We start from the raw sequence: 23,710 nt of genomic DNA on the forward strand, positions 1-23,710 counted from the left end.
TTACGCTTTGCAAGGCTGCCCACAGAGTCTGTAAATTCTTGTCAGGCCGACTCGCGTATCCAGCGCGTCAGCGAGGTACGATCGACATTTAATCGTTTCGCCACTAACGATTTATTATCCCTTTCCGCCTCTAATAATTTTCTCAAAATACGCAGGCGAATCGTTTTATAATCGCCAGCCAACATCTGGCAGTCGTGGCAGGTACTTGGCTCGCGTCGGCTCCCCTCTTCCAGATCGTCCAGCAAGAGGCGGCCCTCATCCAGCGTTGCCGGGGAGTGATCAATAGAGAGCACCAGCCGTTCGATAATATTGCTTAACTGCCTGACGTTTCCGGGCCAGGCGAAGCGCTGAAGCTCTTGCCACAGCGCCGGGGTTAACGTTAGTGCCGGGCGTTTATAATGCTGGCTGAAACTGGTAAGCAGCGACAGGCCGATGGCTTTGATATCCTCCGGACGTTTGCGTAGCGGGATGGTGGTCACTTTTAATACGTTAAGCCGATAGTAAAGATCTTCGCGAAATGTCCCGTCCGCAATGAGCTTCGTTAATGTCTGATTGGTCGCTGCAATCACGCGAATATCAACAGGTATCATCTGGTCTGAGCCCAGCCGCATAATCTGCCGCTCCTGCAATACCCGTAATAAGCGCGTCTGTAGCGGTTTATCCAGTTCGCTAATCTCATCCAAAAAAATGGTACCGTGGTGCGCTAATTCAAACAGGCCTATTTTGCCTTTCGGCGACGCGCCGGTAAATGCGCCGGCGACATAGCCAAAGAGTTCGCTCTCCAGAATCTGAGGGGCCATCGCGCCGCAGTTAATGGCGACAAACGGGCCGTTGACGCGTTGGCTGGCATTATGAATACTTTGCGCCAGCACCTCTTTTCCCGTCCCGCTTTCGCCATTAATTAAGATAGTCGCGTCCGTACCGGCATAATTTTTAATGATCGCCAGACGACGCAGCATTTCCGGGTTTTCGGTAAGCAGATCGTCGAAATGATAGCGGGCGCTCAAGCCGCGGCGAGACAGTTCCTGGCGGCGAACATGATGTTCCGCCCCCTGTAAACTGGAGACGGTTTGCATCGTCAACACTACCCGGCTTAACTGTCTGGCCGCAAATACCGGATACAGATTAACCACCATCGCGCCTTGCGGCGTATCGACGACTTTCGCGCTGACGGTTTTTCCCTCGCGTAATGTATGCCGCTCCTGGTGCAATACCTGTTTCAGGAAAGACGCGTCATAAATTTCACCGGAGGCGTTAACTTTAAAAAGTTGGCTCGCATATTTATTGTAATGCAGTAACGCGCCGGTATCATCAAGCGTGATAACAGCTTTATCAAACTGATCGAGAATCAGCTGCAGATGATGACGCTCGAGTAATTGGCTGCGAAAAGCCAGATATAATGAGCGGGCCTCTTCCAGAGCTTCGGTTATTGAGGCGGGGCTGGAATCAAGTAAACGGAATTGCGAGCCCAGCGGTGAAAAATAATCCTGACAAACGGTATCGCCAACAATGCAATCTAATGGCGTGGACGCTAATTGTTGCTTCAGGCAAGAAATCGTTTCTTTATCATTTCCCTGTAAGGTAAAAATTTTATAGTTAATATTTAACTGTTCCGCTACGCGCGCGCATCCTTTGATCACACTGGAAAAGCCGACAATACCGACAGTGCCTTTTTGTCCTTTAAAAGGGATAAGCGCATCAAGAATGTCGTAGCCGGACATTTTAATTTCGACTACCGGTAATTTACTGTGCTTTTTTAATATTTCCGCACAGCCGCCACGACTAATCAGTACCTGGTGCCCACGAGACTCTAATAAAGGTAGCTCATCCAGGATACGATTAAGCGTCGTTTGATGAATAGTGACGGCGTAATCCAACCGCGCGACCAGCGCCTCGGCAGCCTTTGCCAGTTGAGGGTAAGGAGAGACAAAACAGAGAGGAGATGCGGCTATATCTTTCGTCTTATTCATCACTCACCATCCTGTTGGTTTATGAACGGGCGAGACCGCCCGTCGTGATTTATTTTCCGCCGAAACGCTAACCGCCTGCGGCGGCTGGGTTCAGTTTACGATCGTAGCGTTTTTTTATCCATACGGTCAGGAATGGGGCGCACAGAGCGGTAATAATCGTCGAGGCCGCCACCTGCGCCGCCGCCGTCGACGCCAGGTCGGTAAAATGCGGATCGAGCAGCGCGATTGCCGCTGGCGTCGCGACGGCGTTGCCAGAGGTAGTGGAGACCGCCGCGCCTGCCACGCCGCTACCTCCCGTCAGACGATCGGCGAAAATATTAAAAAATCCGCCAATCGCCACCGTCATGAGTCCCAGTAAAATGCCTGAAGAACCTGCCGTGATAAGTCTTGCGAAATCAATACCGTATCCTAACCCAAAGGCAAAAAAGGGAATCGTTACCACACTGCCCTGTTTAAGAAACTTGCGCATGTCCTCATCCAGATTGCCCAAAATCATGCCAATGATAATGGGAATAATAACCGCCACCAGATTCATAAAGGGTATCGACACCATGCCTGCCGACCCTAACGCCAGCATGGTGAAAAAGGGACCATCGTTCAACGATATTACCGCAATCGCGCCGCCGTCAGTTTCATCGCCGTACTCCCCAACCAACGCGGCATATAACCCACTGTTCGAGTTGGTCATCGCCGAAATAATCGCTAAAGCCGACAGACCTAATAACCCATCCGGGCCGCAAAATTTTCCGACCAGAATGCCAATAATCACGCCGCTGGCAAATTTCGCAAAGGTGATCGCAGCGCCTTTTTTCAGCGCTTTCGGCGCGGCTTTAAACTGGATATCCGCGCCCATACAGACTAAAAACATGCCTAAAATCGCCATTGCACCATGCGAAATAGAGGTGACAAAACCGCCTATTTCCAGCGCCTCCGGCGCAAAGGTTTTAAACAATGCGCCGATGATTAGCGGTACAACCATCATACCACCAGGAAAACGTTCCAGTGTTTTTTTAATTTTCATAGCTTATTCCCAGGAGATAACCGGACAGCTTGTGCTGCCCGATTTGGTATCAGAACGTCGGCGCGATCTTATAAATAGAGAATTCGTTATGACCTAAATCTTCTGATTTAGTCGTTTTCCCATTCGCGACGCGTAAAATTTCCTGATAAATTTCCTCGCCCATTTGCGTAATAGAAGCCTCGCCAGACATAATGGCGGACACATCAATATCAATATTGTCCTGCATCATTTCCCACGTTGCTTTATTACCCGTAATTTTTATTACCGGCGCTATTGGGTTACCGGCAGGCGTTCCGCGACCGGTAGTAAAAATAACGATCTGCGCTCCACCCGCCACCATGCCGGAAATAGATTCAATATCCTGCCCCGGGGTATCCATAATCCACAGGCCCGGATGCGTTGGACTATCGGCATATTCCAGTACACCCTGTAGTGGCGCATGACCCGCTTTATGCATACAGCCTAACGATTTTTCTTCAATGGTAGTCAACCCGCCTTTAATATTGCCCGGCGTCGGCTGTCCCCCGCGAATATCCTCGCCCAGCGCTTTTGCTCGCGCCTCGCAGCCGACCACTAAATCAATGAGCTGTTGACCAACCTCCGGCGTCACCGCACGTTTCGCCATCACATGCTCGGCGCCAATAAATTCCGTCGTTTCAGAAAGAATTGAGCTTCCGCCGCAGCGTATCAGCTTATCCGAGGCGACCCCGCAGGAAGGGTTAGACGCCAGCCCCGATGTCGTATCTGACCCGCCGCACTCCATCGCCAGCAGCAGCTCGCTAACCGGTGCTTGCTGCGGTTTTTGCATGGAGAGTTGTTGCGCATAGTCGCGGGCCAGCGAAATCCCCCTGGCCTGACATTTAAGCGTGCCGCCCTCTTCCTGAATGGTGATGCAGGAGGTCGGTTTGCCAAATGCGGTAATCTCTTCTGCGATGCGCAGCGGCTCCGCGCCTTCACAGCCTAAGCCCACAACCACAATAGCGCCGACGTTGGGATTATTCGCCACATTAATCAATGTCTTTTCCGTCAGACGCGCATCGCCTGCCACCTGGCAGCAGCCAAAATCGTTATTCACCCATGTCGCGCCTTTTACCTGCCGGGCAATATCCTGGGCGACTTTATTCGCACAAACGCTGGTAGGTAAAATCAGTACATAATTACGGATGCCAAAACGGCCGTCAGGGCGGCGGAAACCCAAAAAAGTCTCATTGCTCATAATCATTTTCCCTTGTTTTATATTATTTCCAGTCACCACGTCCGCGTTCGCTTTCCACATTGTGGACGTGCACATAGTCGCCACTTTTTATTTCCTGAGTGGCGCGGCCAATGGATTCGCCATATTTATAAACTTCGCCATGAAAAGGCACATCGCAGATGGCGAATTTGTGGCCAAATGGCACATCCTGATGTAACACAACGCTTATCTCGCGTTCGCCAATGAACATTGTGGCGGTTTCGCCGGCCTTGAGCGCCGTAATAGCCGTCGCGACGCAATCCTGAGGGTGAATCACCACTGCATTTTTTTTCACGATTAACTCCTTTGCTTTAGTCCTGTCTTCCCTAATCAAAAGGCGTGCCATTTTTTAACTGCATGGTTTATATGACTTTATTTTTATGGGCCGATCTGGCGGTGACAGGAACTGCGGTAATTTGCCTCAGTCGTGTCGCATTTTGCGTCACCTCCTCATGAACGCCTGGCGCGACAAATGTTCTACCCCCTGTTTTGACGTGCGTGTTTGGGCTATGCTATGCGGATCTAAACACCACCTCTAAAGCTACATTTGTAGCTGTATCGAAAACAGGACTACTGGCTGCCATGCAAGAGCAATACCGCCCGGAAGAGATAGAATCCAAAGTACAGCTTCACTGGGATGAGAAGCGCACATTTGAAGTGACCGAAGACGAGAGCAAAGAGAAGTATTACTGCCTGTCGATGCTTCCCTATCCTTCTGGCCGACTACACATGGGCCACGTACGTAACTACACCATCGGCGACGTGGTTGCCCGCTACCAGCGTATGCTGGGCAAAAACGTGCTGCAGCCAATCGGCTGGGACGCCTTCGGCCTGCCGGCGGAAGGCGCGGCGGTGAAGAACAACACCGCGCCGGCGCCGTGGACGTACGACAACATCGCGTACATGAAAAACCAGCTCAAAACGCTGGGTTTTGGCTATGACTGGAGCCGTGAAATCGCGACCTGCACCCCGGAATACTACCGTTGGGAACAGAAATTCTTCACCGAGCTGTATAAAAAAGGCCTGGTGTACAAGAAGACTTCTGCCGTTAACTGGTGCCCGAACGATCAGACCGTTCTCGCCAACGAACAGGTGATCGACGGCTGCTGCTGGCGTTGCGACACCAAAGTTGAGCGTAAAGAGATCCCACAGTGGTTTATCAAAATCACCGCTTACGCAGACGAGCTGTTGCGCGATCTGGATAAGCTGGACCACTGGCCTGATACCGTAAAAACGATGCAGCGCAACTGGATTGGCCGCTCTGAAGGCGTGGAAATCACCTTCGATGTGAAGGGTTACGATAACACCCTGACCGTCTATACCACCCGTCCGGATACCTTTATGGGCGCCACTTACCTGGCGGTGGCCGCCGGTCATCCGCTGGCGCAAAAAGCGGCGGCGAACAACGCCGAGCTGGCGGCGTTCATCGACGAATGCCGTAACACCAAAGTGGCCGAAGCCGAAATGGCGACCATGGAGAAAAAAGGCGTCGACACCGGCTTTAAAGCGATTCATCCGTTAACTGGCGAAGAGATCCCGGTCTGGGCGGCAAACTTTGTCCTGATGGAGTACGGCACTGGCGCGGTGATGGCCGTTCCGGGTCACGATCAGCGCGACTACGAATTTGCCTCCAAATACGGTTTGACCATCAAGCCGGTGATTCTGGCCGCCGACGGTTCCGAGCCGGATCTTTCCGAACAGGCGCTGACCGAAAAAGGCGTGCTGTTTAACTCCGGCGAGTTTGACGGCCTGGCCTTTGAAGCAGCGTTTAACGCCATTGCCGATAAACTGGCGGAAAAAGGCGTCGGCGAGCGTAAAGTGAACTACCGTCTGCGTGACTGGGGCGTTTCCCGTCAGCGTTACTGGGGCGCGCCGATCCCGATGGTCACCCTGGAAGACGGCACCGTGCTGCCGACGCCGGAAGATCAACTGCCGGTTATTTTGCCGGAAGATGTCGTCATGGACGGCATCACCAGCCCGATCAAGGCCGATCCTGAGTGGGCGAAAACCACCGTTAACGGTATGCCGGCGCTGCGTGAAACCGACACCTTCGACACCTTTATGGAATCGTCATGGTACTACGCGCGTTACACCTGCCCGCAGTATCAGGAAGGAATGCTGGATTCGAAAGCGGCAAACTACTGGCTGCCAGTCGATATCTACATCGGCGGTATTGAACATGCCATCATGCACCTGCTCTACTTCCGCTTCTTTCATAAGCTGATGCGCGATGCGGGCATGGTCACCTCTGACGAGCCGGCTAAACAGTTGCTGTGCCAGGGCATGGTACTGGCGGATGCGTTCTATTATGTCGGCGAGAACGGCGAACGTAACTGGGTTTCGCCAGTTGACGCTATCGTCGAGCGCGATGAAAAAGGCCGCATCGTCAAAGCAAAAGACGCAGCGGGTCATGAGCTGGTCTACACTGGCATGAGTAAAATGTCCAAGTCGAAAAATAACGGTATCGACCCGCAGGTAATGGTTGAACGTTATGGCGCGGACACGGTACGCCTGTTTATGATGTTCGCTTCTCCGGCGGATATGACTCTGGAATGGCAGGAGTCCGGCGTAGAAGGCGCAAACCGCTTTATTAAACGCGTCTGGAAGCTGGTTTACGAACACACCGCTAAAGGTCCTGTCGCGGCGCTGAACGTCGATGCGCTGAGCGAAGATCAAAAAGCGCTGCGTCGCGATGTGCATAAAACCATTGCCAAAGTGACCGATGATATCGGCCGCCGTCAGACGTTCAACACCGCCATTGCGGCGATCATGGAGTTGATGAACAAACTGGCGAAAGCCCCGCAGGAAGGCGAACAAGACCGCGCACTGCTTCAGGAAGCGCTGCAGGCCGTCGTGCGTATGCTTAACCCGTTCACCCCGCACGTCTGCTTTACCTTGTGGCAGGAACTGGGTGGCGAAGGCGATATCGACAACGCGCCGTGGCCGGTTGCCGACGAGCAGGCAATGGTGGAAAACACCACGCTGGTTGTCGTGCAGGTTAACGGTAAAGTTCGCGGTAAGATCACCGTTGCGGTGGATGCCACTGAAGAACAGGTGCGTGAACGTGCAGGCCAGGAACATCTGGTGGCAAAATATCTTGATGGCGTTACCGTGCGTAAAGTGATTTACGTTCCGGGTAAACTCCTCAATCTGGTTGTTGGCTAAGCGCGGGAGGAAGCGTGCGATATCTGGTAACACTGTTGTTATCTCTGGCGGTGCTGGTCACCGCCGGATGCGGCTGGCATCTGCGTAGCACTACGCAGGTTCCGGCTTCAATGAAAACGATGATCCTCGATTCAGGCGATCCGAACGGTCCGCTAAGTCGTGCGGTACGTAATCAGTTACGGCTGAATAACGTAAACCTGCTTGATAAAGACACAACGCGCAAAGACGTTCCGTCTCTGCGGCTTGGAACGGTGACTATTTCGCAGGATACGGCGTCAGTGTTCCAGGACGGCCAGACGGCGGAATATCAGATGGTGATGACCGTCAATGCCTCGGTATTGATTCCGGGCCATGACATCTATCCTATCAGCACGAAAGTGTACCGTTCGTTCTTCGATAACCCGCAGATGGCGTTGGCGAAGGATAACGAGCAGGCCATGATCGTTCAGGAGATGTACGACAAAGCCGCTGAACAGCTGATTCGTAAGCTGACCAGCGTCCGCGCGGCGGATATTCAGGCGACGAAAGAGGAGGCTACCGCCGACAATGAGACGGCGGTGCCCGCCTCTACGCCAGCACGCGTCTCCACTACGCTGAGTAACTAATGATCAGGTTGTATCCTGAACAACTCCGCGCGCAGCTCAACGAAGGGCTGCGTGCGGCATATCTATTATTGGGCAACGATCCGCTGCTGCTGCAGGAAAGTCAGGACGCTATTCGTCTGGCGGCTGCGTCGCAAGGCTTCGAAGAGCACCACGCTTTTACTCTCGATCCCAGTACCGACTGGGGATCGCTTTTCTCACTCTGCCAGGCGATGAGTCTGTTCGCCAGTCGTCAAACGCTGGTGCTGCAACTACCGGAAAACGGGCCTAACGCGGCAATGAATGAGCAACTCGCCACCCTGAGCGAGCTGCTGCATGACGACCTGTTATTAATAGTACGCGGAAACAAGCTCACCAAAGCGCAGGAAAACGCCGCCTGGTATACCGCGCTGGCAGACCGTAGCGTTCAGGTCAGTTGTCAGACGCCGGAGCAGGCGCAGCTTCCCCGCTGGGTGGCCGCCAGAGCGAAAGCACAGAATTTGCAACTGGATGACGCCGCGAACCAACTGCTGTGCTATTGCTATGAGGGCAATCTGTTGGCGCTGGCGCAGGCGCTGGAACGGCTGTCGCTGCTTTGGCCTGACGGTAAGTTAACGCTTCCTCGCGTGGAGCAGGCCGTCAATGACGCCGCCCACTTTACCCCTTTCCACTGGGTGGATGCGTTACTGATGGGGAAAAGCAAACGCGCGCTGCATATTCTGCAACAGCTACGCCTTGAAGGCAGCGAGCCGGTTATTCTGCTGCGGACCCTCCAGCGAGAGCTGCTGCTGCTGGTAAATCTCAAACGTCAGTCCGCGCATACGCCGTTACGCGCGCTGTTTGATAAACACCGGGTCTGGCAAAACCGTCGCCCCATGATCGGCGACGCGTTGCAGCGTCTCCATCCTGCACAGCTTCGCCAGGCCGTGCAGTTACTGACGCGTACAGAAATTACGCTCAAACAGGATTATGGTCAGTCGGTATGGGCAGATCTTGAAGGGCTGTCGCTCCTGCTCTGCCATAAGGCGCTGGCAGACGTATTTATTGATGGGTGATATGAAATCGTTACAGGCTTTATTCGGCGGCACCTTTGATCCGGTGCATTATGGACATCTTAAACCTGTTGAAACGCTGGCGAATCTGATCGGCTTATCGCGGGTGATTATTATGCCTAACAATGTGCCGCCGCATCGCCCCCAGCCGGAAGCTTCCAGCGCGCAGCGTAAATATATGCTGGAGCTGGCTATCGCCGATAAGCCGCTTTTTACGCTGGATGAACGCGAGCTACAGCGAAACGCGCCCTCTTACACTGCGCAAACGTTGAAAGCATGGCGCGAAGAACAGGGCCCCGAAGCGCCGCTGGCGTTTATTATCGGCCAGGACTCTCTGCTTAACTTCCCCACCTGGCATGATTACGACACCATCCTTGATAACACTCACCTGATCGTTTGTCGTCGTCCGGGCTATCCCCTTGAAATGACGCAGGCGCAACACCAGCAGTGGCTGGAACAGCATCTGACCCATACGCCGGACGATCTGCACCAGTTGCCAGCCGGTAAAATTTACCTGGCGGAAACGCCCTGGCTTAATATCTCCGCAACCCTCATCCGCGAACGTCTGGAAAAAGGCGAATCCTGCGACGATCTGTTGCCGGAAAACGTGCTGAACTACATCAATCAGCAGGGGTTATACCAGTAAGCACATTGCGCAGCGCCGACAGCAGACGCTCGTTTTGCGCAGTGCTGCGTATCGCCACACGATAATAGCGGCTGTCCAGCCCCGGGTAGTTAGCGCAGCTACGGATTAAAATCCGCTGCGTCAGCAACCGTCGCTGCAGGTCAATATCCTCTCGCTCACAGCGTAGCAACAGATAGTTTGCCCGCCCGGGATAGACCGTCAGCAGGGGGAGCTGACAAAGCGCCTGATAAAACCGGGCGCCCTCCTCCCGTAACCAATGCCAGGTCGCCTGTTGCCAGGCGCTATCCTGTAACGCTACCTCACCGGCAAGCGCCGCCAGCGCGTTAACCGACCACGGCATTTGTTGGCGACGCATCCGCGCCACCGCCGCGTCATCGCTGTTGACGAGATATCCCAACCGCAGGCCGGGAATGGCATAAAATTTGGTCAGCGAACGCAGCACCCAGATATGCGGATTATCTTTAAGAGCAGGCATAAAGCCCGTCTCATGCGGAATAAAATCGATAAACGCTTCATCCAGGATCAGGTTAATGTTCAGCGATTTGCAGCGATCGGCAATGGCCTGTAATAACTGCCGCTCCGGCAGCAGGCCGGTAGGATTATTGGGCGTACACAGAAACAGGCAGTCCAGATCGGGCGTCAACGCCTCAAGAATGGCATCGGTAAGCTGCCAGCCATCCGCTTCGCGTAGAGACCAACGACGAATTTCACAGCCACTTTGCGCCAGCGCCCGGCCATACTCCGCGAAACCTGGCGTGACAATCATTGCACGACGCGGTTTAAGACCGCTCGCCACGGTAAAGATTGACTCCGTCTCGCCATTTCCCGCCAGTATCCACGATGCCGGCACCTGATGATGACGCGCCAGCGCCTGGTGCAAATGAAAATAATCGGCGTCCGGGTAGCGCTCAATGCAGTCCAGATTGTCGATAAGCGCGCGTTTCACGCTGACAGGCATACCCAGCGGATTAATGTTTGCGCTAAAATCCAGTAACTGGTCAGGCGAGATGCCCAACACCGTCGCGGCTTCCCGAATATTACCGCCATGCGCGCTGTTGAATAACGCCATTATGCCTCCGGCCAAAAAATGCTATTTTAGTGAAAAAAACGTTGCGCAATCAGGGGCATTATCATGTTTTGCGCATTTAACCTCATGAGGAATACCATGCGATTGTGGCTGGTGCGTCATGGCGAAACCGAGGCCAATGTCGCCGGGTTGTATAGCGGACATGCTCCCACGCCGTTAACGGAAAAAGGGATTGGCCAGGCGAAAACGCTACATACTTTATTGCGCCACGCGCCATTTGACCGGGTGTTATGCAGCGAGCTGGAGCGCGCGCGCCATACCGCCCGGCTCGTACTGGAGGGCCGGGATACGCCGCAACACATCTTACCTGAGCTTAATGAGATGTACTTCGGCGACTGGGAAATGCGCCATCACCGCGACCTCACCCATGAAGATGCCGAAAGCTATGCCGCCTGGTGTACGGACTGGCAGAATGCGGTTCCGACCAATGGCGAGGGTTTTCAGGCTTTTACCCGGCGCGTAGAGCGCTTTATCTCGCGACTCGACGCGTTTAGCGATTGCCAGAACCTGCTGATCGTCAGCCATCAGGGCGTACTCAGCCTGTTGATTGCCCGTCTGCTCGCAATGCCCGCCGCCTCGCTATGGCATTTCCGGGTAGAACAGGGATGCTGGAGCGCAATCGACATATGCGAAGGGTTCGCCACCCTGAAAGTATTAAATAGTCGTGCCGTCTGGCGGCCTGAGTGATGAATTTTCCGTTTTTTCTCGCCGCAGCGGTTTCGCCCATTGACAGCCCCCGACAGGCTGTTATTCTCCGCAGCCAGGCTTTTTTCACCTTGCAGAGCTTTGCAGAAATTGTTTTACAAAAATGGCGATGCTTTCTGTGACGTGGGATGGGATGATAATCTGGTTTTAAACGCCGATCCGGCGACATAAGTCCCGGTATCGCCGCTGATTCAGGTATACTACACGGCGTCCCGCCGGAAGGTTAGCGTTAACTCGCAACGCCTTACCGGTCCAGCCTGTTGGCCTTTTTCTATCGTTATAACGCAATTATTCACCCAGGGGGAAAACTTGCAGGGTAAAGCACTCCAGGATTTTGTTATCGACAAAATTGATGACCTGAAAGGTCAGGACATCATCGCCTTAGATGTTCAGGGTAAATCCAGTATCACCGACTGTATGATTATTTGTACCGGCACCTCCAGCCGTCACGTTATGTCTATTGCCGACCACGTGGTGCAGTCGTCGCGCGCGGCCGGTATGCTGCCGTTAGGCGTCGAAGGCGAGAATGCGGCTGACTGGATTGTCGTCGATCTGGGCGATGTGATTGTGCATGTCATGCAGGAAGAAAGTCGCCGCCTGTATGAACTGGAAAAACTCTGGAGTTAATGCGTGAAGCTGCAACTTGTCGCTGTCGGCACGAAGATGCCCGACTGGGTTCAAACGGGATTTACGGAATATCTGCGTCGTTTTCCGAAAGATATGCCCTTTGAGCTGATCGAAATCCCTGCGGGCAAACGCGGCAAGAACGCGGATATCAAACGCATTCTCGACAAAGAGGGCGAGCAGATGCTGGCCGCCGCCGGTAAGAATCGCATTGTTACCCTGGATATTCCAGGCAAGCCGTGGGATACGCCGCAGTTAGCCAATGAGCTGGAGCGCTGGAAACAGGACGGGCGCGACGTCAGTTTGCTGATTGGCGGCCCGGAAGGATTATCTCCCGCCTGCAAAGCGGCAGCGGAACAGAGCTGGTCGCTCTCGGCGTTAACGCTCCCTCACCCACTGGTTCGGGTTCTGGTCGCGGAGAGTTTGTACCGGGCGTGGAGCATCACAACCAACCACCCTTATCACCGTGAGTGATCGTGAAGTCTTGAGAAGATTAAGCAGCGGATGAAACGACAAAATTCTTTTCGTGACTATACGGCTGAGTCCGCACTGTTTGTGCGTCGGGCGCTGGTCGCCTTTTTGGGTATTTTGCTGCTGACCGGCGTACTGATCGCCAATTTGTATAATCTGCAAATCCTCCGTTTTACCGATTACCAGACCCGCTCGAACGAAAACCGTATCAAGCTGGTGCCAATTGCGCCAAGCCGCGGGATAATCTACGACCGTAACGGCATTCCCCTTGCGCTGAACCGCACTATCTATCAGATTGAAATGATGCCGGAAAAGGTGGATAACGTTCAGCAAACGCTGGATGCGCTACGCAGTGTGGTCGATTTAAACGACGACGATATCGCCGCCTTTAAAAAAGAGCGCGCCCGATCCCATCGCTTTACTTCTATTCCGGTGAAAACAAACCTGACGGAAGTTCAGGTCGCGCGCTTTGCCGTCAACCAGTACCGTTTTCCGGGCGTTGAAGTCAAAGGCTATAAACGCCGCTATTATCCATACGGATCGGCGCTGACCCACGTTATCGGCTACGTATCGAAAATCAATGATAAAGACGTCGAGCGTCTCGACAGAGAAAACAAACTGGCAAACTACGCCGCCACCCATGACATCGGCAAGCTGGGCATTGAGCGCTACTATGAAGATATTCTGCATGGGCAAACCGGTTATGAAGAGGTTGAAGTCAACAACCGCGGCCGCGTCATTCGCCAGCTCAAAGAGGTGCCGCCGCAGGCCGGACACGATATCTACCTGACGCTGGATCTCAAGCTCCAGCAGTATATTGAAACGCTGCTGGCAGGCAGTCGCGCGGCGGTGATTGTCACCGATCCGCGTACCGGCGGCGTGCTGTCGCTGGTCTCCATGCCAAGTTACGACCCTAACCTTTTCGTGGATGGCATCTCCAGCAAAGATTACTCCGGGCTGCTTAACGACCCGAACACGCCATTAGTGAACCGCGCGACTCAGGGTGTCTACCCACCCGCTTCTACCGTTAAGCCTTACGTCGCCGTATCGGCGTTAAGCGCTGGCGTCATCACCCGTAACACCAGTCTTTTCGACCCTGGCTGGTGGCAGTTGCCGGGGTCTGAGAAACGCTACCGCGACTGGAAAAAATGGGGCCACGGGCATCTGAATATCACCAAATCCCTTGAAGAGTCGGCGGATACCTTCTTCTATCAGGTGGCCTATGACATGGGAATCGACCGCCTGTCAGAATGGATGGGTAAGTTTGGCTATGGGCACTATACGGGAATTGATCTCGCAGAAGAGCGCTCTGGTAATATGCCGACCCGCGAGTGGAAACAGAAACGCTTTAAAAAACCGTGGTATCAGGGCGATACGATTCCGGTGGGCATCGGCCAGGGCTACTGGACGGCAACGCCGATTCAGATGAGTAAGGCGCTGATGATCCTTATTAACGACGGTGTAGTTAAAGTCCCGCATCTGTTAATGAGCACCGCGGAAAACGGTAAACAGGTGCCGTGGGTACAGCCGCATGAGCCGCCGGTGGGCGATATTCACTCCGGCTACTGGGAAATTGCGAAAGATGGAATGTATGGCGTCGCCAACCGCCCTAACGGCACGGCTCATAAATATTTTGCCAGCGCGCCCTATAAAATCGCGGCGAAGTCGGGCACCGCGCAGGTCTTTGGCCTGAAGGCCAACGAAACGTACAATGCGCATAAAATCGCCGAGCGCCTGCGTGACCATAAATTAATGACCGCCTTTGCGCCGTATAACAATCCCCAGGTCGCCGTCGCGATCATCCTTGAAAACGGCGGCGCAGGCCCGGCAGTAGGCACGATCATGCGCCAAATCCTTGATCACATCATGCTGGGCGACAACAACACCCATTTGCCTGCGGAAAACCCGGTGGTTGCAGCGGCGGAGGACCAATAATCATGACGGATAATCCGAACAAAAAAACCTTCTGGGATAAAATTCATATCGATCCCACGATGCTACTCATTCTGCTGGCGTTACTGGTTTACAGCGCATTGGTCATCTGGAGCGCCAGCGGCCAGGACATCGGCATGATGGAGCGTAAAATTGGTCAGATTGCGATGGGGCTGGTGGTTATGGTGGTGATGGCGCAGATCCCGCCGCGCGTATATGAAGGCTGGGCGCCCTATCTCTATATCATTTGTATCATTTTGCTGGTCGCCGTTGATGCCTTCGGCGCAATATCCAAAGGCGCGCAGCGCTGGCTCGATCTGGGAATCGTTCGCTTTCAGCCTTCGGAAATAGCCAAAATCGCCGTGCCGCTGATGGTCGCCCGCTTTATTAACCGCGACGTCTGCCCGCCCTCGCTGAAAAATACCGCCATCGCCCTGGTATTAATCTTTATGCCTACCCTGCTGGTTGCCGCCCAGCCGGACCTCGGGACGTCTATTTTGGTCGCCCTTTCCGGTCTCTTTGTCCTATTTTTGTCTGGTCTGAGCTGGCGCTTAATTGGGGTCGCCATTGTATTGATCGCTGCATTTATTCCTATTTTGTGGTTTTTCCTGATGCACGATTACCAACGCCAGCGCGTCATGATGCTCCTTGATCCGGAGACCGATCCGCTGGGCGCGGGCTATCATATTATTCAGTCTAAAATCGCCATTGGCTCAGGCGGCCTGCGCGGTAAAGGCTGGCTCCACGGCACCCAGTCGCAGCTGGAGTTTTTACCCGAACGCCATACCGACTTTATCTTCGCGGTACTGGCGGAAGAGCTCGGTCTGGTGGGCATCCTGATTCTGCTCGCGCTCTATATTTTGCTGATAATGCGCGGTCTGTGGATTGCCGCCAGAGCGCAAACTACATTTGGTCGCGTGATGGCTGGCGGATTAATGTTAATATTATTCGTTTATGTCTTCGTAAATATTGGTATGGTGAGCGGTATTCTGCCTGTGGTTGGAGTACCTTTACCCCTGGTCAGCTACGGGGGCTCCGCACTGATTGTGCTGATGGCCGGGTTCGGGATTGTGATGTCGATCCACACCCACAGAAAAATGTTGTCGAAAAGCGTATAAGGGGTGCGCAATGCGTAAGCAGTTGCCTGTAATCTGCGTCGCGGCAGGGATAGTACTACTCGCGGCATGTACTAATGACGGCGGTCAGCAGCAAACCACCGTCGCGCCGCAACCTGCGGTATGTAATGGTCCGACTGTGGAAATCAGCGGAGCGGAACCGCGTTATGAACCTCTGAATCCGACCGCAAACCAGGATTATCAGCGTGACGGTAAAAGTTATAAAATCGTTCAGGACCCGTCCCGCTTTAGCCAGGCTGGCCTGGCCGCTATTTATGATGCGGAACCCGGCAGTAATTTAACCGCCTCCGGGGAGATGTTCGATCCGATGCAGCTTACCGCCGCCCATCCGACACTGCCTATCCCCAGCTATGCGCGAATCACCAACCTGGCCAACGGTCGCATGATCGTCGTGCGTATTAACGATCGCGGCCCCTATGGCACCGATCGGGTCATCTCCCTGTCCCGCGCAGCGGCGGATCGTCTGAATACCTCGAATAATACTAAAGTACGGATTGACCCCATTATCGTGGCGCCGGATGGTTCGCTCTCCGGCCCGGGGATGGCCTGTACGACGGTGGCGAAACAGACCTACGCTCTGCCCCCGCGCCCTGATTTAAGCGGCGGAATGGGAAGCGCCTCTTCAGCGCCTGCGCAACCGCAAGGCGACGTGCTTCCGGTCAGCAATGCCACGTTGAAAAGTGACGATACCACCGGCGCGCCGGTGAGCAGCAGCGGCTTCCTCGGCGCGCCGACCACGCTGGCGCCTGGCGTGCTGGAGGGTAATGAACCGACGCCGGCGCCACAGCCAGCGCCGGTTTCCGCGCCGGTGACGGCTCCAGCGACTGCGACGCCGGTTAGCGCGCCTGCCGCCACGGCCCCGGTATCTGCCCCGGTGAGCGCGCCTGTCGCCGCGGCGAGCGGCCGTTTCGTCGTCCAGGTCGGCGCCGTCAGCGATCAAACGCGTGCGCAGCAATACCAACAGCGTTTAAGCCAGCAGTTCAGCGTACCAGGACGCGTAATACAAAACGGCGCGGTCTGGCGTATTCAACTGGGGCCTTTTGCCAGTAAAGCCGAAGCCAGCGCGTTACAGCAACGTTTGCAAACAGAAGCACAATTACAGTCCTTTATCGCCAGCGCGCAGTAACCGATCGCAGGTATCTGTACTGTCAATTTCTGTAAATGACATTAACAAAGTCACGCGGAAAGTCAGATGCCTGCCAGTTATGCTTTTGCTATAGTAGGGCTCTTTTTTTAATTTCATCACGGACGTCGTAGTTCAGACCATGAAGACCACTTTTTCCGCTCGTTTTATGCAGCGCATGGCGCTCACCACGGCGCTTTGTGCCGCGTTTATCTCAACCGCACATGCCGATGACCTGAATATCAAAACTATGATCCCGGGTGTTCCGCAGATCGATGCGGAATCCTACATCCTGATCGACTACAACTCCGGTAAAGTTCTGGCGGAACAAAACGCCGACGAACGTCGCGACCCGGCGAGTCTGACGAAGATGATGACCAGTTACGTCATCGGACAGGCAATGAAAGCGGGTAAATTTAAAGAAACCGACCTGGTTACCGTCGGTAATGACGCCTGGGCCACCGGCAATCCGGTATTTAAAGGCTCCTCGCTGATGTTCCTCAAGCCGGGAATGCAGGTACCGGTCTCTCAGTTGATACGCGGCATCAATCTGCAATCCGGCAATGACGCCTGTGTGGCGATGGCTGATTTCGCCGCCGGTAGCCAGGATGCTTTCGTCGGGCTGATGAACAGCTATGTGAACGCGTTGGGGCTGAAAAATACCCACTTCCAGACCGTACACGGCCTGGACGCCGACGGACAATACAGTTCAGCTCGCGATATGGCGCTGATTGGCCAGGCGTTAATTCGCGATGTGCCGAACGAATATGCCGTTTATAAAGAAAAAGAGTTCACCTTTAACGGCATTCGCCAGTTAAACCGTAACGGTCTGCTGTGGGATAACAGCCTGAATGTGGACGGTATCAAAACCGGCCATACCAGCAAAGCGGGCTATAATCTGGTCGCTTCCGCAACCGAAGGCCAGATGCGATTGATTTCCGCCGTGATGGGCGGACGGACCTATAAAGGCCGTGAAACAGAAAGCAAAAAACTGCTGACGTGGGGCTTCCGTTTCTTTGAAACCGTTAATCCGCTGAAGGCTGGTAAAGAGTTTGCCTCTGAACCCGCCTGGTTTGGTAATACCGATCGCGCCTCGCTGGGCGTCGATAAAGACGTTTACCTGACGATCCCTCGTGGTCGCATGAAAGATTTGAAAGCGAGCTATGTACTGAATACCGCAGAACTGCACGCGCCGCTGCAGAAAAACCAGGTGGTCGGCACCATCAACTTCCAGCTGGACGGTAAAACCATCGAGCAGCGTCCGCTGGTCGTACTGCAAGAGATCCCGGAAGGGAACTTCTTCGGTAAAATCATTGATTACATTAAATTAATGTTCCATCACTGGTTTGGATAAAAATTGAACGCTTGAAAGTGTGATTTTCGTCCCCATATACTATGCATCAGTAAAACTCCCGCCCTGTGGCGGGAGTTGTTATTTTTTTTACGTAATGCCGGAGCTGACATGAAAACCAAACTTAACGAACTGCTTGAATTCCCTACGCCATTTACTTACAAAGTAATGGGGCAGGCGTTACCTGAGCTGGTTGATCAGGTGGTTGAAGTGGTACAGCGCCATGCGCCTGGTGATTACTCTCCGACGGTAAAACCGAGCAGCAAAGGCAACTACCACTCGGTCTCTATCACCATTAATGCCACCCATATTGAACAGGTTGAAACGCTGTACGAAGAACTGGGCAATATTGATATCGTGCGAATGGTATTGTAATACATCCAGACGGTTACCCGGTCTTATCCGGGTAACTCCCCGCCTCCCCCGCTGTGATATACTTTCCTCTCTTTTTTCATTCTCTACGGAGATGCCGTTTTGTATCAGGATAAAATCCTTGTCCGCCAGCTCGGCCTTCAGCCCTATGAAGCTATCTCTCAGGCCATGCATAACTTTACCGATATGCGCGATGAAAACAGCCATGATGAAATCTGGTTGGTTGAGCATTACCCGGTGTTTACCCAGGGCCAGGCCGGTAAAGCGGAACATATATTGATGCCTGGCGATATTCCCGTTGTGCAGAGCGATCGTGGAGGACAGGTGACCTATCATGGTCCGGGCCAACAGGTAATGTACGTTTTACTTAACCTGAAACGACGTAAACTGGGCGTGCGTGATTTAGTCACCCTACTTGAACAGACCGTGGTGAATACGCTGGCTGAAATTGGTATTGAGGCGCATCCGCGCGCCGATGCGCCGGGCGTCTATGTGGGTGAAAAGAAAATCTGCTCGCTGGGTTTACGTATCCGTCGCGGCTGCTCATTCCACGGTTTAGCGCTAAACGTTAACATGGATCTTTCTCCTTTCCTGCGCATCAACCCGTGTGGTTATGCCGGCATGGAAATGGCCAAAATAACACAGTGGAAAGAAGACGCTACCACGGATAATATTGCGCCCCGCTTGCTGGCGAATATTTTAGCTCTGCTAAATAATCCATCGTATGAATATATTGCTGCTTAATGCGTAAAATATAATGGCCCAAGAAATTTATGGGTCATTAATCATATATGATTTGAATGCTTTACTTCTCCCCCCGCTTTCTATATTTTCGTTATATCCCTGCTGTAGCCGCCAGGCGGCATGGCCTCTTCAGTCCTCATGATGAGGAATTTTCCGTGAACAAAATCCCGGCCTTGCTGTTACTTATCTTATTGAAATGACTTAAAATACATTCATAAGAGTAATTTTAAAACCAACTCATAAATGCAAAATATACTATTTCATCTATTATTCATAATACGAATGAATTCGGAGCCAGAGCGTGAGTGATAATAATCAGGCAGAAAGACAACCGGCCGATCAACATCTACAAGACAAACCGCAAATTTTCAGAACACTGAGAAATATTGACCTCAATCTGTTGACGATTTTCGAGGCCGTATATGTCCATAAAGGGATCGTCAATGCCGCGAAAATTCTTAACCTGACGCCGTCAGCCATCAGCCAGTCCATTCAAAAATTACGGACTATATTTCCCGATCCGCTGTTTATTCGCAAAGGCCAGGGCGTAACGCCCACGACGTATGCTACGCATCTGCACGAATACATCAGCCAGGGGCTGGAATCTATTCTTGGCGCCCTGGATCTTACGGGCAGCTACGATAAGCAGCGTACCATTACAATTGGCACGACGCCTTCGGTCGGCGCGCTAGTGATGCCGATTATTTACCAGGCCATCAGGCCGCGTTATCCTCAGCTTTTGCTGCGCAACATTCCGGTAGACGATGCCGAAAGCCAGCTTAGTCAGTTTCAGACCGATCTCATTATCAATACCCATAGCTATAACAACCGGAGCATCCAGCATCACGTCCTGTTTAGCGATACGCTTGAGATTGTCTGCCGCCAGCATCACCCATGTCTGGCGAACGCCATTACTGAAGAGAGACTGAACAGCGCGGATCACACCTTTCTGATGCTGGAGGGACAACATCTTTCCCTACTGCGCCAGCGACTGCAGGAGACATTTCCCGATCAGCAAATCAGTTTTAGCAGCTACAATATTTTTACCATTGCCTCGCTGATCGCCAGCAGCGATCTGCTGGGACTGATGCCCACCCGCTTCTACGACTTATTTAGCCGCTGCTGGCCGCTTGAACGCCTTCCCTACGCGCCGGTGAATAGTGAACAGGTCGAGTTCTCGCTGCATTACAATAAACTGAGTCTGCGCGATCCGGTGCTGGAGAACGTCATTGATATCATTCGTGAGGCGTTCTGACAAAAATGTTGCATTCAGGTCACGGAAGATATGGGCAAACAGCACAAAACAACAACTATTTTACATTTTGCCGGGCTGTCAGGCTGCTTTATGGCCCTTATCAATGATATACTGCGTGTCACAAATTCAAAAATAGTTGATAAATACAACTTTCCCTTGAATTGAAACGCTTTCCTTCGTTATTCGCAACTGGAACACGCACGCTATGAGTAAACCCATTGTGATGGAACGCGGTGTAAAATACCGCGATGCCGATAAGATGGCTCTTATCCCGGTTAAAAATGTGGTCACAGAGCGCGACGCTCTACTACGTAAACCGGAATGGATGAAAATAAAACTTCCGGCGGATTCTACCCGTATCCAGGGCATCAAAGCCGCAATGCGCAAAAATGGCCTGCATTCTGTCTGCGAGGAAGCGTCTTGCCCAAACCTGGCTGAATGTTTCAACCACGGCACCGCTACGTTTATGATCCTTGGCGCCATTTGCACTCGCCGCTGTCCGTTCTGTGATGTCGCCCATGGCCGCCCCGTTGCGCCGGATGCGGAAGAGCCGCAGAAACTGGCGCAAACGATCGCCGACATGGCGCTACGCTATGTGGTCATCACCTCTGTCGACCGTGACGATCTGCGTGACGGCGGCGCCCAGCATTTTGCTGACTGCATCACCGCTATCCGTGCCAAAAGCCCGGAGATAAAAATAGAAACCCTGGTGCCAGACTTCCGTGGACGTATGGATCGCGCGCTGGATATTCTTAACGCGACGCCGCCGGATGTGTTTAACCACAACCTGGAAAACGTGCCGCGTATTTACCGCCAGGTTCGTCCGGGCGCCGATTACAACTGGTCGCTGAAATTACTGGAACGCTTCAAAGAAGCGCACCCGGAAATTCCGACAAAATCGGGTCTGATGGTGGGCTTAGGCGAAACCAATGCGGAAATCATTGAGGTTATGCGCGACTTACGCCGTCATGGCGTCACCATGCTGACGCTTGGTCAGTATCTACAGCCAAGCCGCCATCACCTGCCGGTACAGCGTTATGTCAGCCCGGAAGAGTTTGACGAGATGAAAGCGGAAGCCCTGGCGATGGGCTTTACCCATGCCGCCTGTGGCCCCTTTGTACGTTCTTCGTACCATGCTGATCTCCAGGCCAAAGGCATGGAAGTGAAATGATCGTGTAATAGACGCTTACATTTCAGGCAAAAAAAACCGGCAACTTGCCGGTTTTTTTACTCTGCGGAGCAAGCGCATCGCGCTATTACTCTTTGTGCGAGAGTTTTTCAGCCTGAACGCTACCGTCGACGTCTTTCTTAACGCCCGCGTCTTCATCGTTCATTGCTTTCTTGAATCCTTTAATCGCCGTGCCCAGGTCTCCGCCCAGCGTACGTAACTTCTTGGTACCAAACAGCAGAACAACCAGTGCGGCAACCACCAGCAGTTTGGTAATACTAATCTCACCCATAGATACCTTCTTCACTAAAAACAGGCTGCGTAACGCGCCGGATTAACCTGAGAATATTAACGGTCTTTCGACGCGCGCACACAATAGCAATCTGTAACAAGGTGAATCAAGCTTTGCGTAAAAAAACATCATAATAATTGCGGTGGCGCAAATCGTCGTTGCTGCAAAAGAGGAAGTTGCTCCCGCACCTGGTCTATTCGTTCTCTGAATATTTCCGCGACGATCAGCGCCGGACGATCGGCTGCTGCGGCTATCGTTACCCCCAACGGATCGATAATACGACTTTGACCAATATTACGATTACCACACTCCCCGGCCGCAATCATATAGCAGGTGGTATCCAGCGCTCTCGCCGCCAGCAGCGTCGACCACTGCTGCTCTTTCAACGGGCCGCGAACCCAGCCCGTCGGCAGCGCCAATACGTCAGCCCCCTGTAAAGCCAGCGCTAACGCCATGTCAGGAAAGCGCAGGTCATAACAGGTCATAAGCCCCACCTTAACCCCCTCCACGTCCAGCACAGGCGCGATAGCGGTTCCGGCATCAATACTTTGGGATTCTTGCATCGAAAACGCATCATAGAGATGCAGCTTCGCGTAACGCGCGACAATGTGACCTGCCCGTAGCGCCACCAGCATATTAACCGCCCGTCCAGGCGTTGACGGGACAAGGATAGTGAATATCGTCGTCATATTATTATGAGCGCTTTCTTCCTGAAGCCGCGTCATAAACGCGCCATCCAGCGGCTGCGCGGCGCGAATCGGCAGGTCAAGGTCGATGTCATCTCGCGCTAATATCCCCTCAGGCAGCACCAGAAGCGATACGCCGCGGCCCGCCGCCTGAGCCATTAACGAAACGCAAACTTGCGCATTCTTTTCCCATACAGAACTCACCACAAACTGCCCGGCTGCAACGAACATATCCCCTCCCACACCTCTGTCAGGACTCGCCAATTATGCGTGTTCGGCGTTACACTCCTCCTGTATAGCAATTAAATAAAGGATTCGGCAGTGTTACAGCTTCTTTTAGCAGTTTTTATCGGCGGTGGAACGGGGAGCGTAGCCCGGTGGATGCTAAGTATGCGTTTTAATCCGCTTCATCAGGCGATTCCCATCGGTACGCTAACAGCAAATTTGCTTGGCGCGTTTATTATCGGCATGGGGTTCGCCTGGTTTAACCGCATGACACATATCGATCCGATGTGGAAAGTGCTCATTACGACCGGCTTTTGCGGCGGCCTGACGACCTTTTCTACTTTTTCTGCTGAAGTGGTATTCTTGCTGCAAGAGGGGCGCTTTGGCTGGGCGCTGCTGAATGTGCTGATTAACCTGTTGGGTTCGTTTGCCATGACAGCGCTGGCATTCTGGCTATTTTCCGCCGCAGCGGCGCGTTAAGCGCAAAAAAAAAAACCCGCCGAAAGGACGGGTTTTGAAATCTTGCTGTCGGACGTATGCTTACAGAGCAGTTACGTTTGCAGCGGAAGGGCCTTTGGCACCGTTAGTGATTTCGAACTCTACGCGCTGACCTTCAGCCAGAGTTTTAAAACCATTGGTCTGGATTGCAGAGAAGTGTACGAACACGTCTTTGCTGCCATCTTCCGGAGTAATGAAACCGAATCCTTTGGATTCATTAAACCACTTAACGTTACCTTTAATCTTAGACATCAAAATTACCTTTACATGAAAAATAGACACAAATGCTGTGTCGGATACCAGTACAACAATTGTGATGCATTTTGTCCAGTCGAACTTTGCGAAAAAGTGATAAATATCGCGTTAATTTTT

24 protein-coding genes are annotated in these 23,710 nt (G+C 53.0%); 16 read left to right on the top strand and 8 right to left on the bottom strand.

What is annotated here, in order from left to right; translation table 11 throughout:
- Positions 1–41: 41 nt before the first annotated feature.
- The 4 genes from J4614_RS10915 to J4614_RS10930 form a co-directional block, all read right to left on the bottom strand.
- The gene (locus J4614_RS10915) at positions 42–1,970 is read right to left on the bottom strand and encodes a sigma-54-dependent Fis family transcriptional regulator (RefSeq protein ID WP_001044197.1); all 1,929 of its coding nucleotides are present in this window, start codon (positions 1,968–1,970) and stop codon (positions 42–44) included.
- 67 nt (positions 1,971–2,037) lie between these two features.
- A complete protein-coding gene (locus tag J4614_RS10920) occupies positions 2,038–2,991 on the bottom strand; it encodes a 2-keto-3-deoxygluconate permease (protein ID WP_000694477.1) in 954 nt (317 codons plus the stop codon).
- 49 nt (positions 2,992–3,040) lie between these two features.
- Positions 3,041–4,213, bottom strand: coding sequence for a UxaA family hydrolase (locus J4614_RS10925; protein WP_001670689.1), 1,173 nt, complete (start codon positions 4,211–4,213; stop codon positions 3,041–3,043).
- A 16-nt stretch (positions 4,214–4,229) separates the two neighbouring features.
- Positions 4,230–4,571 carry a UxaA family hydrolase gene (locus tag J4614_RS10930; RefSeq protein WP_001574029.1) on the bottom strand — a complete coding sequence of 114 codons (342 nt, stop codon included), beginning with the start codon at positions 4,569–4,571 and terminating at the stop codon, positions 4,230–4,232.
- A gap of 236 nt (positions 4,572–4,807) precedes the next feature.
- On the opposite strand from J4614_RS10930, the gene leuS reads away from it, so the two are divergent.
- From leuS to nadD, 4 genes are read left to right on the top strand one after another with little or no spacing between them, the layout of a single operon-like run.
- Positions 4,808–7,390: a leucine--tRNA ligase gene (gene leuS / locus J4614_RS10935; protein WP_001157912.1), complete on the top strand. Its 2,583-nt coding sequence runs from the start codon at positions 4,808–4,810 to the stop codon at positions 7,388–7,390.
- Between the two features lie 14 nt (positions 7,391–7,404).
- Positions 7,405–7,995: an LPS assembly lipoprotein LptE gene (lptE, locus tag J4614_RS10940; RefSeq protein ID WP_001269951.1), complete on the top strand. Its 591-nt coding sequence runs from the start codon at positions 7,405–7,407 to the stop codon at positions 7,993–7,995.
- Positions 7,995–9,026, top strand: coding sequence for a DNA polymerase III subunit delta (gene holA / locus J4614_RS10945; RefSeq protein ID WP_000620491.1), 1,032 nt, complete (start codon positions 7,995–7,997; stop codon positions 9,024–9,026). The genes lptE and holA overlap by 1 nt, the downstream gene beginning before the upstream one ends.
- 1 nt (position 9,027) lies before the next feature.
- Positions 9,028–9,669, top strand: a complete 642-nt coding sequence (nadD, locus tag J4614_RS10950) for a nicotinate-nucleotide adenylyltransferase (RefSeq protein WP_023137128.1) — start codon at positions 9,028–9,030, stop codon at positions 9,667–9,669.
- Here nadD and cobD read toward each other — a convergent pair.
- Positions 9,644–10,738 (bottom strand): threonine-phosphate decarboxylase CobD, encoded by a 1,095-nt coding sequence (cobD, locus tag J4614_RS10955; RefSeq protein WP_208293173.1) that lies wholly within the window; start codon positions 10,736–10,738, stop codon positions 9,644–9,646. The genes nadD and cobD overlap by 26 nt on opposite strands.
- A gap of 96 nt (positions 10,739–10,834) precedes the next feature.
- On the opposite strand from cobD, the gene J4614_RS10960 reads away from it, so the two are divergent.
- From J4614_RS10960 to lipA, 11 genes are all read left to right on the top strand, one after another.
- On the top strand, positions 10,835–11,443 hold the full coding sequence (locus J4614_RS10960; RefSeq protein ID WP_001241918.1) for an adenosylcobalamin/alpha-ribazole phosphatase: 609 nt from the start codon (positions 10,835–10,837) through the stop codon (positions 11,441–11,443).
- A gap of 327 nt (positions 11,444–11,770) precedes the next feature.
- A complete protein-coding gene (gene rsfS / locus J4614_RS10965) occupies positions 11,771–12,088 on the top strand; it encodes a ribosome silencing factor (RefSeq protein ID WP_001161670.1) in 318 nt (105 codons plus the stop codon).
- 3 nt (positions 12,089–12,091) lie between these two features.
- Positions 12,092–12,559, top strand: a complete 468-nt coding sequence (gene rlmH, locus J4614_RS10970) for a 23S rRNA (pseudouridine(1915)-N(3))-methyltransferase RlmH (RefSeq protein WP_000776107.1) — start codon at positions 12,092–12,094, stop codon at positions 12,557–12,559.
- A 30-nt stretch (positions 12,560–12,589) separates the two neighbouring features.
- The gene (mrdA, locus tag J4614_RS10975) at positions 12,590–14,491 is read left to right on the top strand and encodes a peptidoglycan DD-transpeptidase MrdA (RefSeq protein ID WP_000828700.1); all 1,902 of its coding nucleotides are present in this window, start codon (positions 12,590–12,592) and stop codon (positions 14,489–14,491) included.
- Between the two features lie 2 nt (positions 14,492–14,493).
- Positions 14,494–15,606, top strand: coding sequence for a peptidoglycan glycosyltransferase MrdB (mrdB, locus tag J4614_RS10980; RefSeq protein ID WP_000131713.1), 1,113 nt, complete (start codon positions 14,494–14,496; stop codon positions 15,604–15,606).
- A gap of 10 nt (positions 15,607–15,616) precedes the next feature.
- A complete protein-coding gene (rlpA, locus tag J4614_RS10985) occupies positions 15,617–16,750 on the top strand; it encodes an endolytic peptidoglycan transglycosylase RlpA (RefSeq protein WP_001529015.1) in 1,134 nt (377 codons plus the stop codon).
- Positions 16,751–16,889: 139 nt separating this feature from the next.
- On the top strand, positions 16,890–18,101 hold the full coding sequence (dacA, locus tag J4614_RS10990; protein WP_000858711.1) for a D-alanyl-D-alanine carboxypeptidase DacA: 1,212 nt from the start codon (positions 16,890–16,892) through the stop codon (positions 18,099–18,101).
- A gap of 108 nt (positions 18,102–18,209) precedes the next feature.
- Positions 18,210–18,473 carry a DUF493 family protein YbeD gene (ybeD, locus tag J4614_RS10995; protein ID WP_000850547.1) on the top strand — a complete coding sequence of 88 codons (264 nt, stop codon included), beginning with the start codon at positions 18,210–18,212 and terminating at the stop codon, positions 18,471–18,473.
- 99 nt (positions 18,474–18,572) lie between these two features.
- Positions 18,573–19,214, top strand: a complete 642-nt coding sequence (lipB, locus tag J4614_RS11000; RefSeq protein ID WP_000284011.1) for a lipoyl(octanoyl) transferase LipB — start codon at positions 18,573–18,575, stop codon at positions 19,212–19,214.
- 301 nt (positions 19,215–19,515) lie between these two features.
- Positions 19,516–20,469: a YbeF family transcriptional regulator gene (locus tag J4614_RS11005; protein ID WP_001282817.1), complete on the top strand. Its 954-nt coding sequence runs from the start codon at positions 19,516–19,518 to the stop codon at positions 20,467–20,469.
- 205 nt (positions 20,470–20,674) lie between these two features.
- A complete protein-coding gene (gene lipA / locus J4614_RS11010; protein ID WP_000042640.1) occupies positions 20,675–21,640 on the top strand; it encodes a lipoyl synthase in 966 nt (321 codons plus the stop codon).
- An 85-nt stretch (positions 21,641–21,725) separates the two neighbouring features.
- Here the strand turns inward: lipA and tatE are convergent, their stop codons facing one another.
- Both tatE and J4614_RS11020 read right to left on the bottom strand, forming a co-directional pair.
- Positions 21,726–21,929, bottom strand: coding sequence for a twin-arginine translocase subunit TatE (tatE, locus tag J4614_RS11015; RefSeq protein ID WP_000503938.1), 204 nt, complete (start codon positions 21,927–21,929; stop codon positions 21,726–21,728).
- Positions 21,930–22,057: 128 nt separating this feature from the next.
- Positions 22,058–22,846 carry a deaminated glutathione amidase gene (locus tag J4614_RS11020; protein WP_000495793.1) on the bottom strand — a complete coding sequence of 263 codons (789 nt, stop codon included), beginning with the start codon at positions 22,844–22,846 and terminating at the stop codon, positions 22,058–22,060.
- Positions 22,847–22,936: 90 nt separating this feature from the next.
- On the opposite strand from J4614_RS11020, the gene crcB reads away from it, so the two are divergent.
- The gene (gene crcB, locus J4614_RS11025; RefSeq protein ID WP_000939753.1) at positions 22,937–23,320 is read left to right on the top strand and encodes a fluoride efflux transporter CrcB; all 384 of its coding nucleotides are present in this window, start codon (positions 22,937–22,939) and stop codon (positions 23,318–23,320) included.
- Between the two features lie 60 nt (positions 23,321–23,380).
- On the opposite strand, the gene cspE is transcribed toward crcB, so the two are convergent.
- Complete coding sequence (gene cspE / locus J4614_RS11030; RefSeq protein ID WP_000034826.1) at positions 23,381–23,590, bottom strand: transcription antiterminator/RNA stability regulator CspE; 210 nt, start codon at positions 23,588–23,590, stop codon at positions 23,381–23,383.
- Positions 23,591–23,710 lie beyond the last annotated feature (120 nt).

This window comes from Salmonella sp. 32031103-2018-00083-FB-01-SM-01, assembly GCF_017571995.1.
Taxonomy (GTDB): domain Bacteria; phylum Pseudomonadota; class Gammaproteobacteria; order Enterobacterales; family Enterobacteriaceae; genus Salmonella; species Salmonella enterica.

Coding starts and splice junctions, on each gene's coding strand:
- J4614_RS10915 (WP_001044197.1), bottom strand. CDS start 1,970: ATGAATAAGACGAAAGATATAGCCGCATCTCCTCTCTGTTTTGTCTCT.
- J4614_RS10920 (WP_000694477.1), bottom strand. CDS start 2,991: ATGAAAATTAAAAAAACACTGGAACGTTTTCCTGGTGGTATGATGGTT.
- J4614_RS10925 (WP_001670689.1), bottom strand. CDS start 4,213: ATGATTATGAGCAATGAGACTTTTTTGGGTTTCCGCCGCCCTGACGGC.
- J4614_RS10930 (WP_001574029.1), bottom strand. CDS start 4,571: ATGGCACGCCTTTTGATTAGGGAAGACAGGACTAAAGCAAAGGAGTTA.
- leuS (WP_001157912.1), top strand. CDS start 4,808: ATGCAAGAGCAATACCGCCCGGAAGAGATAGAATCCAAAGTACAGCTT.
- holA (WP_000620491.1), top strand. CDS start 7,995: ATGATCAGGTTGTATCCTGAACAACTCCGCGCGCAGCTCAACGAAGGG.
- nadD (WP_023137128.1), top strand. CDS start 9,028: ATGAAATCGTTACAGGCTTTATTCGGCGGCACCTTTGATCCGGTGCAT.
- cobD (WP_208293173.1), bottom strand. CDS start 10,738: ATGGCGTTATTCAACAGCGCGCATGGCGGTAATATTCGGGAAGCCGCG.
- J4614_RS10960 (WP_001241918.1), top strand. CDS start 10,835: ATGCGATTGTGGCTGGTGCGTCATGGCGAAACCGAGGCCAATGTCGCC.
- mrdA (WP_000828700.1), top strand. CDS start 12,590: ATGAAACGACAAAATTCTTTTCGTGACTATACGGCTGAGTCCGCACTG.
- mrdB (WP_000131713.1), top strand. CDS start 14,494: ATGACGGATAATCCGAACAAAAAAACCTTCTGGGATAAAATTCATATC.
- rlpA (WP_001529015.1), top strand. CDS start 15,617: ATGCGTAAGCAGTTGCCTGTAATCTGCGTCGCGGCAGGGATAGTACTA.
- dacA (WP_000858711.1), top strand. CDS start 16,890: ATGAAGACCACTTTTTCCGCTCGTTTTATGCAGCGCATGGCGCTCACC.
- ybeD (WP_000850547.1), top strand. CDS start 18,210: ATGAAAACCAAACTTAACGAACTGCTTGAATTCCCTACGCCATTTACT.
- lipA (WP_000042640.1), top strand. CDS start 20,675: ATGAGTAAACCCATTGTGATGGAACGCGGTGTAAAATACCGCGATGCC.
- tatE (WP_000503938.1), bottom strand. CDS start 21,929: ATGGGTGAGATTAGTATTACCAAACTGCTGGTGGTTGCCGCACTGGTT.
- J4614_RS11020 (WP_000495793.1), bottom strand. CDS start 22,846: ATGTTCGTTGCAGCCGGGCAGTTTGTGGTGAGTTCTGTATGGGAAAAG.
- cspE (WP_000034826.1), bottom strand. CDS start 23,590: ATGTCTAAGATTAAAGGTAACGTTAAGTGGTTTAATGAATCCAAAGGA.